The sequence below is a fragment of the Streptomyces sp. NPDC021225 genome (assembly GCF_044332865.1).
Taxonomy (GTDB): Bacteria; Actinomycetota; Actinomycetes; order Streptomycetales; family Streptomycetaceae; genus Streptomyces.
In genome coordinates, this window is record NZ_JBIRPV010000017.1 from 65,215 (window position 1) to 78,144 (window position 12,930).

8 protein-coding genes and 1 pseudogene are annotated in these 12,930 nt (G+C 72.8%); 2 read left to right on the forward strand and 7 right to left on the reverse strand.

What is annotated here, in order from left to right; all coding sequences use genetic code 11:
• Positions 1-137: 137 nt before the first annotated feature.
• Complete coding sequence (locus tag ACH4S9_RS42360) at positions 138-2,069, reverse strand: acyl-CoA dehydrogenase family protein (protein ID WP_311727739.1); 1,932 nt, start codon at positions 2,067-2,069, stop codon at positions 138-140.
• Between the two features lie 251 nt (positions 2,070-2,320).
• Between ACH4S9_RS42360 and ACH4S9_RS42365 the strand changes: the two genes are divergently transcribed.
• Entirely contained in the window at positions 2,321-3,337 is a 1,017-nt protein-coding gene (locus ACH4S9_RS42365) for a LacI family DNA-binding transcriptional regulator (RefSeq protein WP_398376998.1), read from the forward strand.
• Between the two features lie 160 nt (positions 3,338-3,497).
• Positions 3,498-5,543 (forward strand): TIM-barrel domain-containing protein, encoded by a 2,046-nt coding sequence (locus ACH4S9_RS42370; RefSeq protein WP_398377000.1) that lies wholly within the window; start codon positions 3,498-3,500, stop codon positions 5,541-5,543.
• Between the two features lie 75 nt (positions 5,544-5,618).
• On the opposite strand, the gene ACH4S9_RS42375 is transcribed toward ACH4S9_RS42370, so the two are convergent.
• The 6 genes and pseudogenes from ACH4S9_RS42375 to ACH4S9_RS42400 form a co-directional block, all read right to left on the reverse strand.
• The gene (locus ACH4S9_RS42375; protein ID WP_358847630.1) at positions 5,619-7,814 is read right to left on the reverse strand and encodes an MMPL family transporter; all 2,196 of its coding nucleotides are present in this window, start codon (positions 7,812-7,814) and stop codon (positions 5,619-5,621) included.
• 5 nt (positions 7,815-7,819) lie between these two features.
• Entirely contained in the window at positions 7,820-8,074 is a 255-nt protein-coding gene (locus ACH4S9_RS42380) for a hypothetical protein (RefSeq protein ID WP_311727743.1), read from the reverse strand.
• A 125-nt stretch (positions 8,075-8,199) separates the two neighbouring features.
• Positions 8,200-8,868, reverse strand: a complete 669-nt coding sequence (locus ACH4S9_RS42385; protein WP_311727744.1) for a response regulator transcription factor — start codon at positions 8,866-8,868, stop codon at positions 8,200-8,202.
• 8 nt (positions 8,869-8,876) lie between these two features.
• The gene (locus ACH4S9_RS42390) at positions 8,877-10,019 is read right to left on the reverse strand and encodes a sensor histidine kinase (protein WP_398377003.1); all 1,143 of its coding nucleotides are present in this window, start codon (positions 10,017-10,019) and stop codon (positions 8,877-8,879) included.
• 171 nt (positions 10,020-10,190) lie between these two features.
• A complete protein-coding gene (locus ACH4S9_RS42395) occupies positions 10,191-10,940 on the reverse strand; it encodes a hypothetical protein (protein ID WP_398377048.1) in 750 nt (249 codons plus the stop codon).
• Positions 10,932-12,914, reverse strand: a pseudogene (locus ACH4S9_RS42400) (beta-galactosidase); the annotation flags it as partial. The gene ACH4S9_RS42395 and the pseudogene ACH4S9_RS42400, both read right to left, overlap by 9 nt.
• Between the last annotated feature and the right edge of the window lie 16 nt (positions 12,915-12,930).

Sequence of the window (12,930 nt, forward strand, 5' to 3'; positions counted from 1 at the left end):
ATTGTTGCCCTAGCCCCTCTCTGCGCCTAAACCGGCGCCGCTCTCGCGGGCCTGGTTGCTCGCCGTGAGGGTCGCTCAATTGATGGTTGCGCCCGGATGGGGGACCCGGGCGCAACTACGGGCCCGGGGCCGCCGGGTCAGACGCGTCTGTGGACGTTTTCCTTGGTGGGCGGGCCCGGCGTGGCGTCGGCGATCCAGGGGCCGTCGCCGCTGGGGTCGAGCACGCCTTCCTCCAGCCAGGCGTACGAGCCCGCCAGGACGCCCGAGACGACCTTGCGGTCGAGCTCGTCGGTGTTGGTCCACAGCCGGGAGAAGAGCTCCTCGGCGCGGATTCGCGCCTGCCGGCAGAAGACGTCGGCCAGCTGGTACGCCTCGACGCCGTGGTCGCCCGTGGTGCGCAGCATCTCCGCCCGTACGCAGGCGGCGCTCATGGCGAACAGCTCCGCGCCGATGTCGACGATCCGGCCGAGGAAGCCCTGCTTGGTCTCCATCCGGCCCTGCCAGCGGGACATGGCGTAGAAGGTGGAGCGGGCGAGCTTGCGCGCCGAGCGCTCGACATAGCGCAGGTGCGGGGAGAGGTCGCGGTGGCGCGGCGGGTGGAACTCGGCGTACGCGCGCGGGAGCTGGCCGGCGCCGGTGACCAGGCCCGGCAGCCAGCGGGCGTAGAAGCCGCCGGCCTTGGCGGCCGCCCTGCCCTTGTCGGACAGGGACTTGTCCGGGTCGATGAGGTCGCCCGCCACGGACAGATGGGCGTCCACGGCCTCGCGGGCGATCAGCAGGTGCATGATCTCCGTCGAGCCCTCGAAGATGCGGTTGATGCGCAGGTCGCGGAGCATCTGCTCGGCCGGGACGGCCCGCTCGCCGCGGGCGGCGAGCGAGGCGGCGGTCTCGAAGCCGCGGCCGCCGCGGATCTGGACCAGCTCGTCGGCCATCAGCCAGGCCATCTCGCTGCCGTAGAGCTTGGCCAGCGCCGCCTCGATACGGATGTCGTTGCGGTCCTCGTCGGCCATCTGGGAGGCGAGGTCGATGACGGCCTCCAGGGCGAAGGTGGTCGCCGCGATGAAGGAGATCTTGGTGCCGACGGCCTCGTGGCGGGCGATCGGCTTGCCCCACTGCTCGCGGGCCGCGGACCACTCACGGGCGATCTTCAGACACCACTTCCCGGAGCCCGCGCACATCGCGGGCAGCGAGAGCCGGCCGGTGTTGAGCGTGGTCAGGGCGATCTTGAGCCCGGCACCCTCCGGGCCGATGCGGTTGGCGGCGGGGACCCGGACCCGGTGGAAGCGGGTCACTCCGTTCTCCAGGCCGCGCAGGCCCATGAAGGCGTTGCGGTTCTCGACGGTGACGCCCGCGGAGGCCGTCTCGACGACGAAGGCGGTGATGCCGCCCTTGTGGCCCTCGGACGCGGGGACGCGGGCCATGACCACGAGGAGGTCGGCGACCACGCCGTTGGTCGTCCACAGCTTCACTCCGTCGAGGATGTAGTGGTCCCCGTCGGGCACGGCGGTGGTGGCCAGCCGGGCCGGGTCGGAACCCACATCCGGCTCGGTGAGCAGGAACGCCGAGATGTCGGTACGCGCGCAGCGGGGCAGGAAGGCGTCCTTCTGCTCCTGGGTGCCGAACAGCTTGAGCGGCTGCGGCACACCGATCGACTGGTGGGCGGAGAGCAGCGCGCCGATGGCCGGGCTCACCGAGCTGACCAGGGCCAGTGCCTTGTTGTAGTAGACCTGGGTGAGGCCGGCTCCGCCGTACTTGGGGTCGATCTTCATGCCGAGCGCGCCGATCTCCTTGAGGCCCTGGACGGTCTCGTCGGGGATCATGGCCTCGCGCTCGATGCGGGCGGAGTCGATGCTCGTCTCGCAGAACTCGCGCAGCTTCTCGAGGAACTTCTCACCGCGCCGCACATCGTCCGGGGCGGAGGCGGGGTGGGGGTGGATCAGATCGAGCCGGAAGCGGCCGAGGAACAGTTCCTTGGCGAAGCTCGGCTTGTGCCAAACCTGCTCGCGGGCTGCCTCGGCGACCCGGCGCGCCTCGCGCTCGGACACCGGCCTGACGGATGATGCGGTCATCGGTGCTCCCTTGCCGCGAAATGGGCTATCTCGTGACATTACCGGCACGTACGGTGCCAGTGTGCCTCCGGTCGGGCGAGGCGGCAAAGTGTGCGGCACCAGACGGCGGAGTACGGCGGAAAAAGGGGCAGTTGAAGCGCTTCGACTATCTGGACACTGAACGTGGACGGGTCTACTGTCGATCCGCGCAGCCAGCAAAGAGCCGTTCGGCAATTCAGTCGAAGCGCTTCAATGATCCGGACGGAGTCCGCATGGTCACCCTCGCCGAGGTCGCCCGGCACGCCGGAGTCTCCGCCAGCACGGTGAGCTATGTGCTCAGCGGCAAGCGCTCGATCTCGGCCCCCACCCGCGAGCGGGTCGAGCAGAGCATCAAGGAGCTCGGCTACCACCCGAACGCCGGCGCCCGCGCCCTCGCCAGCAGCCGCTCCAACATCATCGCGCTGATGGTGCCGCTGCGGACCGATATGTATGTGCCCGTCATGATGGAGATCGCCATCGCGGTGGCCACCGCCGCCCGCACGCACGGCTATGACGTGCTGCTGCTGACCGGCGAGGAGGGTCCGGCGGCCGTGCGCCGGGTCACCGGCAGCGGGCTCGCCGACGCCATGATCCTGATGGATGTGGAGCTGGAGGACGAGCGGCTGCCGCTGCTGCGGGACGCCCGCCAGCCCACCGTGCTGATCGGGCTGCCCGCCGACACCGTCGGACTGACCTGCGTCGACCTCGACTTCACGGCGACCGGCGCGCTGTGCGCCGACCATCTGGCCGGGCTCGGCCACCGCGAGATCGCCGTGGTCGGCGAGGCGGCGGCGGTGTACGAGCGCCACACCGGCTTCGCGGTACGGACGCTGGAGGGGCTGCGCGGCCGCGCCCACGAGCTGGGCCTGCGCCTGCTGCACCGCCCCTGCGAGGGCAGTTACGAGTCGATGGCCGGGGCGCTGGCCCGGATCTTCGACGAGCGGCCGGGCACCACCGGCTTCGTGGTGCAGAACGAGGCCGCCATCGACCCGCTGCTGAGCCTGCTGCGCCAGCAGGGCCGCGCGGTCCCCGAGGACATCTCGGTACTGGCGATCTGCCCCGACCAGGTGGCCACCCAGGCCTCGGTGCGGCTGACCTCGGTCGCGATCCCCGCGCAGGAGATGGGGCGGCGCGCGGTGGATCTGGTGGTGGCCAAGCTGGAGGGGCACGGCACGGACGAAGTGACCTTGCTGGCACCCGAGTTGACCGTAAGGGCGAGCTCGGGCCCGGCGCCTGCCGCCGCGCCCTGACCCGGCCCCGCTCCCGCCGAAGCCCCCGCTCCCGCCGAAGCCCCCGAAGTCCCCGAAGTCCCGCCCTCGCAGCGTCTCCGAGCCGTACGTCCCCGAAGCGATACGCCAGTAAAGCTCTCACCTCCCGTACGTCCACCGCCGCAACCCGAGGAGCGCCCCGATGAACCCATCGCCGCCGGCCACCACCTCAGCGTCGCTCGCCCAGTCCTCCGTCACCGTCGGCACCTTCAGCGAACGCGACGGCGCGCTGGAGTGGTCCGGGCGGCAGGAGACCGTACGTCTGGAGCCGTGGGGACCCGACGCGGTCCGGGTCCGCGCCCGGCTCGGCGGGCCGCTGCTCGAGAACCTGCCCGGCGCGCTCCTCGACGACCCGCCGAAGGCGGTCCCGAGCATCGCGATCGGAGCCGGGGAGGCATCGCTGACCTGCGGCGCGATCACCGCCCGGATCACCGCGGACGGCATGATCCGGTTCGAGACCACCGAAGGCGGCCGGGAGCTGCTCGCCGAGGAGCGCGCGCACTTCTGGTGGCCGGGGCCGCGGCTGCGCACCGCCACGGGCAACGGCTACCACCGCATCGAGCAGCGCTTCAAGGCGTACGAGGGCGAGCGGCTCTACGGCCTCGGCCAGCACCAGCACGGTCTGCTGGACCAGAAGGGCGCCGTGATCGACCTGGTGCAGCGCAACGCCGAGGTGACGATCCCGGTCCTCACCTCCAGCCGCGGCTACACCCTGCTGTGGAACAACCCGGCCATCGGGCGGGTCGAGCTGGCCGCGACCGGCACCCGCTGGGTCGCCGACAGCGCCCGCCAGATCGACTACTGGATCACGGCCGGGGACCCGGCGGCCGCGCAGCGCCGCTACGCCGAGGCGACCGGACGCGCGCCGATGATGCCGGAGTGGGCGGCGGGCTTCTGGCAGTGCAAGCTGCGCTACCGCGATCAGGAGGAGCTGCTGACCGTGGCCCGCGAGCACAAGCGGCGCGGGCTGCCGATCGACGCGATCGTCTGCGACTTCTTCCACTGGACGCGCCTGGGCGACTGGAAGTTCGACCCGGCCGCGTGGCCCGACCCGGCCGCGATGACGCGGGAACTGGCCGACCTGGGCATCAAGCTGGTGGTCTCGGTGTGGCCTTCGGTCTCCCCGCTGAGCGAGAACCACGACACGCTGGAGCAGCGGGGATTCCTCGTCGGCACCGAGTACGGGCCCACGGCGCACGCCGACTGGCCCGATGTGCGCGCGGGCGAGCGGATCGACGTGGCCTTCTACGACGCGACCCACCCGGAGGCCCGGGAGTTCGTGTGGTCGCGGGTGCGGGAGAACTACCTGGAGCCGTACGGGATCCACGCCTTCTGGCTGGACGCCTGCGAGCCGGAGATCAAGCCCGGCTACCCGGCGAATCTGCGCTACCACGCGGGGCCGGGCCTGGAGGTCGGCAACCTCTACCCGCGCGAGAACGCCCGGGCGTTCCACGAGGGTCTGCGCGCGGCGGGCGAGGAGGAGGTGGTGACGCTCAACCGCTCGGCGTGGGCGGGCAGCCAGCGCTACGGGGCCGCCCTGTGGTCCGGCGACATCGGCACGGACTTCCCGACGCTGCGCCGGCAGATCGCCGCCGGTCTGAACGTCGCCCTCTCCGGCATCCCGTGGTGGAACACCGACATCGGCGGCTTCCACGGCGGGGACCCGGACGACCCGGCGTTCCGCGAGGTGCTGATCCGCTGGTTCCAGTTCGGCGCGCTGTCGCCGATCATGCGGCTGCACGGCTTCCGCGACCCGGGGCTGCCGCTCGGGCCCGGGATGACCGGCGGCCCGAACGAGGTGTGGTCGTACGGCGAGGAGGCCGAGCGGATCCTCGGCGCGTATCTGCGGCTGCGGGAGCGGCTGAAGCCGTATGTGCTGGCGCAGATGCGCACCGCCCATGAGGAGGGGCTGCCGCCCATGCGCCCGCTGTTCCTGGAGTTCCCCGGGGACGAGGCGGCCTGGGGCGTCGCGGACGCCTATCTGCTGGGCCCCGACCTGCTGGTCGCCCCGGTCCTGGAGCCGGGCGCGACCGAGCGGACCGTCCATCTCCCGGCGGGGGCGCGCTGGACGGACGCCTGGACGGGCGAGAGCTGGGAGGGCGGCACCAGGGTGACGGTGCCCGCCCCGCTGGACCGGATCCCGCTGTTCCTGCGGGACGGCGCGCGGCTGCCGGTGCGGGAGCCCTGACGGTCCGTCGTCGGCCCCGCCCTCCCCCGCCCGCCTCAGGTCGCCTCAGGTCGCCTCAGATCGCCTCAGGTCGCCTCAGGTCGCCTCATCAGCGTCTGGGCGTTCCAGCGCCACCTTCGGCAGCCGGCGGGCGAGGGGCGCGGGCAGCCACCAGGCGTGCCTGCCGAGCAGCCGCATGACGGCCGGCACGATCAGACAGCGGATGACCACCGCGTCCAGCAGGACGGCCACCGCGAGCCCCAGCCCGAACTGCTGGAGCATGCGGCTCGGGCTGAGCACGAAGGCGGCGAACACCACGATCATGATGGCGGCCGCCGCCGTGATCACCTTGCCGGTGGCCGCCAGGCCCTCGCGGACCGCGTGGGAGTGGTCCTTCGTCCGCTCCCACTCCTCGTGGATGCGGGAGACGAGGAACACCTCGTAGTCCATGGAGAGGCCGAAGACGATCGCGAAGATCATCACGGGGATGAACGCCTCGACCGGGCCGGGCTGTGCCCCGAACCAGCCGTGCTGGAAGACGAGCGTGATCACGCCCAGCGCGGCGGATATGGACAGCAGGTTGAGCAGCGCGGCCTTCAGCGGGATCAGCAGGGAGCGGAAGACCACCATGAGCAGCAGCGCGGAGAGGCCGACGACGACGGCGACGAACAGCGGCATCCGGTCGGCCACGGAGTCGGCGAAGTCCTGTGCGGCGGCCGTGGACCCGCCCACCAGGTAGTCGGCGCCGGTGCGTTCACCGAGCCCGGGCAGGACGCGGTCGCGCAGCGTGTGGACGAGGTCGGCGGTGCCCTCGTCCTGCGGGGAGGTGCGGGGAAAAGCCAGGACCGTGGAGACGGCGCCGTCCTCGGAGGGCAGCGGCGGTGTGGTGGCGGCGATGCCGTCCGTACGGGCGAGCGTGGTCCGCAGCTCCCGGGCGGCCGCCGCGTCGCCGCGACTCACCACGACCAAGGGTCCGTTGAACCCTGGCCCGAAGCCCTCGGCGAGCAGGTCGTAGGCCCGGCGGCTGGTCGAGGTGGTCGGGTCGGTGCCCGCGTCGGCGAAGCCCAGGCGCAGGGTCAGGGCCGGAGCGGACAGCGCGAGCAGCGCGACGACGGCGGCCAGCAGCGCGGGCAGCGGGCGCCGTTGCACGGCGGCGGCCAGGGCCCGCCAGCGCCGGCCCTCCTCCTTCCCCTTGGCCCGGGCCCGGTCGGCGCGCCGCAGCACCTGGCGCTGGACGCGCCCGCCGAGCACGGCCAGCAGCGCGGGCAGCAGGACCAGGGAGGCCGCCATGGTGACGAGCACGGTCAGCGCGACGGCGAGCGCCACGCCCTGAAGCGCGCCAAGACCCAGGGCGACCAGGCCGAGCAGCGCGATGATGACGGTGCAGCCGGCGAAGAAGACCGTACGGCCGGCGGCGTCCAGCGCGGTCCGGGTGGCGGTGTGCCGGTCGGCGCCGCGGATGAGTTCATGCCGGTAGCGGTAGAAGATCAGGAGCGCGTAGTCCACGCCCACCCCGAGCCCGACGAGCATCATGACGGGCGGGGTGAAGTCGGCGACCGTGAACAGGTGTGAGGCCAGGGCGATCAGACCGATGGCGCCGCCCACCGCGAACACCGCGGTGATCAGCGGCAGCGCCGCCGCCACCAGCGAGCCGAACAGCAGGACGAGGATGACCAGCGCCGCGAGCATGCCCGCGCCCTCCGCGGCGCCGCCCTCCTCCTCCTCGGCGCCGCGCACCGCCTCACCGCCGAGCGCGACCTCCAGGCCCTGTTTCCCGGCGGCCTTGGCGGTGTCGATGATCCGGGTGACGTCCCCCTTGGGCACCTCCTCCGCCTTGCCGTCAAGGGTGACGGTGGCGTAACCGACGGTGCCGTCCCGGGAGAGTGCGGAGGCGTCCGCGTACGGGCCGCGCACCTCGGTGACGGAGGGCAGGGCGCGGACCCGGTCGAGGGTCTTCTCGATGGCACCGCGCTCGGCGCGCAGCCCGCCCTCGTCCTTGAAGACGATCTGCACGCTGTCCCCCGCCTGCCGGGAGCCGTGCTCGGTCAGCAGATCGGTGGCGGTCTGCGAGTCGGTGCCCGGCAGGGCGAAGTCGTTGCGGTACGCGCTGCCTGCCGCCAGCGATCCGGCGGTGATCGCGGCCACCACGAGGATCCACAGCAGCAGGGCGCCCCAGCGGTGGTTCTGGGACCAGGCGGCGAGGCGCCCGAAGGTGCCCGTGCTGCCCGGGGGCCGGCCCGCGGCGGGCTCGGTGGGCCCGGTGGTCGCGGTCGTGTCGCGCGGCGGAGACATGATGATCAACCTCGGTTCTGCCGATCGGGTCCCCGGCCGGCCCGGCGGGCCGCGACGGCGGCGCCGAGCGCGGCGCACACCGCCGGCACGGCGAGGAGCACGGCCCGCGCCGCGCCGGTGCCGTCCGCGCGCAGCGGGCGGCCGAGGACGAAGGAGGAGAAGGCACCCGCGGCCCCCGTCAGGAGAAAGCCCGCGGCGGCGCCGACCAGCAGACCGACGACCGTGTCCGCGGCCTTCGCGAAGATGCGGGATGCCCTCATACCCCGCAGCATCCGGGCGCGGTGCGCCCCGGGGCGTCGGCCCCCGGCGGACACCCGCGGTACCCCAGCGGTTGTCGGGCGCCCCGCCGGCGTACTCCCCCGGTCGCATGGAGGGGCGGGGGCGCCTAGCTCGTCAGCCAGCGGGGGCTGACCATGCCCGACTCGTAGGCCAGCACCACCAGTTGGGAGCGGTCCCGGACGGCCAGCTTGGTCATGATGCGGCTGACGTGGGTCTTGGCGGTGGCCGGGCTGAGCACCAGCCGGGCGGCGATCTCGTCGTTCGTCAGCCCGGCGGCCACCAGCCCCATCACCTCCCGCTCGCGGTCGGTGAGGGCGCGCAGCCTGGGGCCGGGCTCGGGGGCCCGGACCCGTCCGGCGAACTCCGCGATGAGCCGCCGTGTGACGGAGGGGCTGATCAGCGCGTCGCCGCGGTGCGCCACCCGTACAGCGTGGATCAGCTCCTCCGGTTCGGTGTCCTTGACCAGGAAGCCGGTGGCGCCGGCGCGCAGCGCGCCGTAGATGTAGTCGTCCAGGTCGAAGGTGGTCAGGATGACCACCTTGACGCCCTCCAGGCGGGGGTCGGCGGTGATCCGCCGGGCCGCCTGAAGGCCGTCGGTCCCGGGCATCCGGATGTCCAGCAGCGCCACGTCGGGGCGCGTCTCGCGGCAGGCCGCGACGGCCTCGTCGCCGTCGCCCGCCTCGGCCACCACCGTGATGTCGTCCTCGTCCTCGAGGATCGAGCGGAACCCGGCCCGCACCAGCCGCTGGTCGTCCGCGAGCAAGACCTTGATCATGGCTGTGATCATGACTGCGGGGACGCTCCGTTCCCGTGCGGCAGCCGGGCGCGTACGGCGAATCCGCCGTCCGGGCCGCCGCCTGTGGCCAGTTCGCCGCCCAGCGCGCGTGCGCGCTCGCGCATGCCGCTGATGCCGCTGCCGGACACGGTGCGGGCCGGGCCCCGTCCGTTGTCGGTGATCTCGATCCGGACCTCGCGGGGCGCGTGTGAGACATGGACGGTGACGGCGGTGGCCCGGGAGTGCCGGGTCACGTTGGTGAGCGATTCCTGGACGATGCGGTAGGCGGCCAGCTCCACTTCGGTGGGCAGCGGCTCCGGCTCGCCGGTGGTGTGCGTGCGCACATCGAACCCGGCCGACCGCGCCGACGCGACGAGTTCACCGATCCGGGCCAGGCCCGGCGGCGGCGCCGTGGGCGCATCCTCGTCGACCTGCCGCAGCACCCCGAGGGTCGCCCGCAGCTCGCGCAGCGCCTCGCGGCTGGAGGCCTTGATCGCGGCGAGGGCGGTCTCGGCCTGTGCCGGGTCCTTCTCGATCCGGTGCAGGGCGGCCGCGGACTGGACGCTGATGAGGGAGATGTGGTGGCCGACGACGTCGTGCAGCTCCCGGGCGATGCGCAGCCGCTCCTCACCGGCCGCGCGCTGCTCCACCTCGTGGACGTACGCCTGGCGGCTGTGGCGCACCCAGCCGAGCGCGACCACCGCGACCAGCCAGCCGGTGAGCATGAAGAGGGCGATCCCGTCGACGTCCTCGTTGCCCGCCAGTATGCCGACACCGACGGCGACGACGCAGAGCGCGGCGAGGGCGACGGCCGCCCGCAGCAGCCCCTCGGCCGCGACCGCGTACAGCGCGACCACGAACGCGACGAGGAGGGGACCGTCGTGGACGCTGATGAGGTAGTACGCGACGGTGGCGGCCAGCACGCCGAGGGCGACGGCCACGGGTCGGCGGCGGCGGAACCAGAGCGCGCCGCTGGCGGCGGCGGTCATCCCCAGGCCGAAGACGGTGACCGGCCAGGGCTCCTCGCGCTCGCCGACGAACGGCCCCGCGCCGCCGACGGCCGCCAGCACGAAGACGCCACCGACCAGAGCCGCGTCCGCCCACCGGCCGCGCGGCGGCCGGAGACGGGCGAAAGAGCCGAGGAGGACCATGCCCTTCAGCCTAGGGCCGCCTCGCGTACGGGTCCTTCCTCCGCACGGCGGAACGAGCGTGCCCGCCCCGCAACCCGGGGAGTACGCGCGGGCGCCGGGGCCACAACCGGAGGGGTACGACGGGTGCCGCCGCCCCGGGGAGCGGCGGCACACGGTCGGCCGGGGGCGCGATCAGCTGAAGGAGACGCCGAAGCTGTTGGTCTTGAAGTCCAGACCGCCGGCCGAGGAGGTGATCTCGTAGCCGAACTGGACGTCGCCGATGGTCACATCGCCGAACCAGCCCTTGGTGTTCTTGATCCAGTTCACGATGGCCTTGATGTCCACGGAGCCGGAATTGGAGTTTGAGGTGCGGATGAAGGAGAAGACCTCATTGGCGCCGTTGCTGCCCTTGTAGACGGTCCAGCTGTGGCCGCCGAGGGTGAGGCTGCCCTGGGAGGTGCCGAGCGGACCGACCGGGCCGGTCTTGTTCATCCAGAGCATGATCTCGTAGTCGTAGTTGGTGTCCCAGATGTCGTACGAGGTGTTGTACGCGCCCGAGGACGGCACGGTGACGTTGTAGCTGCTGTTCAGGCTGCCTATGGCGCTGACCTTCTTGCCGACGACCCGCTTGGCGTTGGGGTAGGACTTGATGCCCCCGGTGTTGGGGTGGTTGGCCCACACACCCCAGTCGCTGTACGAGTTGGCCCAGATGGTCTGGGCTCCGGCGCCGGAGCCCCAGATGTTGTTGTAGAGCGTGTAGCCGCCGGTGGACCAGTTGCCCCACTGGTCCGAGGAGGACCAGGTGGCGGCGTGGGCGGGGGCGGCGGCGAAGCCGATGAGCGCGAGAAGCGCGAACAGCGGGGTCAGGAAGAGCTTTCGGGCGGCTCGGTGCACGGTGCTGCTCCCTTCGGGTGGGGGGGATTCGAGCGGAGTCAGGACCACGGCCGCATAGCGGTCGAGATGGACCTGTGTGTCGTACACGCGGCCGGTGAGCAGGTCGGTCCGCGCGGACGGGAGGGGGACGGCCGCGGGGGTGCGGCCGTGGTTGAGGAGGAACAGGTGGTCGCCGCGGGCCACGGCCTCCACGCCGTCGGGGATGCCGGACAGCGGTGGCCGCAGCCCCGCCTCGCCGGCGGCGCGGGCCAGCAGCGCGCGCAGCGCGGCCGGTTCGGGCAGGGTGGAGACGTACCAGGCGGTGCCGGCGCCGTGGCGGTTGCGGGTGACGGCGGGCCCGCCGTCGAGCTCGCCGCCCTTGATCCGGGCGATGGTCTCGGCGGTGGAGGGCTCCAGGTCCTCGGACCAGAGGGTGACGGTGAAACCGGCCGGCCAGGAGGGGCCGTGGGCGGTGAGGGTCTCGCCCTCGTCCAGCGGCCACCACTCGTGGACCGTGCGGATGCCGAGGAGGTCGCGCAGGCGCCGGTCGACGCCGCCCGGGCGGACCCGGTCGTGCTCGTCGGCGACGCCGGTGAAGAAGCCGCAGACCAGCGTGCCACCGCCGCGAACATAGCCGGTCAGGTTGTCCAGCGCCTCGTCGGTGAGCAGATACAGATGGGGGACGGCGACCAGGGCGTAGTCGCCGAGGTCGGCGTGCGGGTGGGCGAAGTCGGTGGTGAGGTTCTCCTCCCACAGGGCCTGGTGCCAGGCGCGTACCACCTGGGGGTAGTCGAGCCGGGCGGAGGGCCGGCCGTCCTGGACGGTGGCCCACCAGGCGTGCCAGTCGTGCAGGAGCGCGACGCGGGCGGGGACGCCGCGGCCGACGACCCCGTCGAGCAGGCGCAGCTCGGCGCCGAGCCCCCGCACCTGCTGGAAGGTGCGGCTGTGCTCGCCCGCGTGCGGGACCATCCCGGAGTGGAACTTCTCGCTGCCCTGCCGCGACTGCCGCCACTGGAAGAAGCAGACGCCGTCCGCGCCGCGGGCGACGGCCTGGAGCGACCACAGACGCATCAGCCCGGGCGGCTTGGGGTGGTTGACGCCGCGCCAGTTGACCGGGCCCGCCGCCTGCTCCATGAGCACCCAGGGGCCGCCGGCCTGGGAGCGGGTGAGGTCCTGGACCATCGCCCCGTAGGCGGCGGCGTGCGGGTCCTTGGGGTCGGGATAGAGGTCGACGGAGACGACGTCCTCCTCGGCCGCCCACGCCCAGCCGTCCTGGCCGATGAACATCGACATGAAGTTGGTGGTGACCGGGATGTGCGGGGTGCGGGCGGCCAGCACGTCGCGCTCGGCGGTGAAGCACTCCAGCAGGGCGTCGCTGGTGAAGCGGCGGAAGTCCAGCGCCTGGGCGGGGTTGGTCAGATACTGGGCGCGACGGGGCGGAATGATCTCCTCCCACGAGTCGTAGCGCTGGCTCCAGAAGGCCGTGGCCCACGCCTCGTTCAGCGCGTCGAGTCCGCCGTACCGGGCGTGCAGCCAGCGGCGGAAGTGGCCGGCGGTGGTGTCGCACCAGCAGTGGGTGGAGTATTCGTTGCCGACGTGCCACCTGCGCACCGCCGGATGGCCGCCGTAGCGGTCCGCCAGGTCCTCGGTGATGCGCAGCGCGTACTCGCGGTAGAGCGGGGAGGAGGCGCAGAACTGGTTGCGCGAGCCGTACCAGACGGTGGCGCCGTTCTCGTCGCGCGGCAGGGTCTCGGGGTGGCGGGCGCCCAGCCACGGCGGCGGGGAGGCGGTGGGGGTGGCCAGGCACACCTCGATGCCGCCCTCGTGGAGCAGGTCGAGCGCCTCGTCGAGCCAGCCGAAGTCGCGGGCGCCGGGGCGGGGTTCCAGCCTGGCCCAGGAGAACACCCCGACAGTGGCGGTGGTGACCCGGGCCTCGCGCATCAGCCGTACGTCCTCGCGCCAGACGCTCCGCGGCCACTGCTCGGGGTTGTAGTCGCCGCCGTAGAGGATGCGGCCGCGGGTGACATCGCTCAGCTCGGGCATCGCACTCGCTCTCGCA

Bases quoted from the DNA above. Each gene is read 5' to 3' on its own strand.
- ACH4S9_RS42360 (WP_311727739.1), bottom strand. From the start codon at position 2,069: ATGACCGCATCATCCGTCAGGCCGGTGTCCGAGCGCGAGGCGCGCCGG.
- ACH4S9_RS42365 (WP_398376998.1), top strand. From the start codon at position 2,321: ATGGTCACCCTCGCCGAGGTCGCCCGGCACGCCGGAGTCTCCGCCAGC.
- ACH4S9_RS42370 (WP_398377000.1), top strand. From the start codon at position 3,498: ATGAACCCATCGCCGCCGGCCACCACCTCAGCGTCGCTCGCCCAGTCC.
- ACH4S9_RS42375 (WP_358847630.1), bottom strand. From the start codon at position 7,814: ATGTCTCCGCCGCGCGACACGACCGCGACCACCGGGCCCACCGAGCCC.
- ACH4S9_RS42380 (WP_311727743.1), bottom strand. From the start codon at position 8,074: ATGAGGGCATCCCGCATCTTCGCGAAGGCCGCGGACACGGTCGTCGGT.
- ACH4S9_RS42385 (WP_311727744.1), bottom strand. From the start codon at position 8,868: ATGATCAAGGTCTTGCTCGCGGACGACCAGCGGCTGGTGCGGGCCGGG.
- ACH4S9_RS42390 (WP_398377003.1), bottom strand. From the start codon at position 10,019: ATGGTCCTCCTCGGCTCTTTCGCCCGTCTCCGGCCGCCGCGCGGCCGG.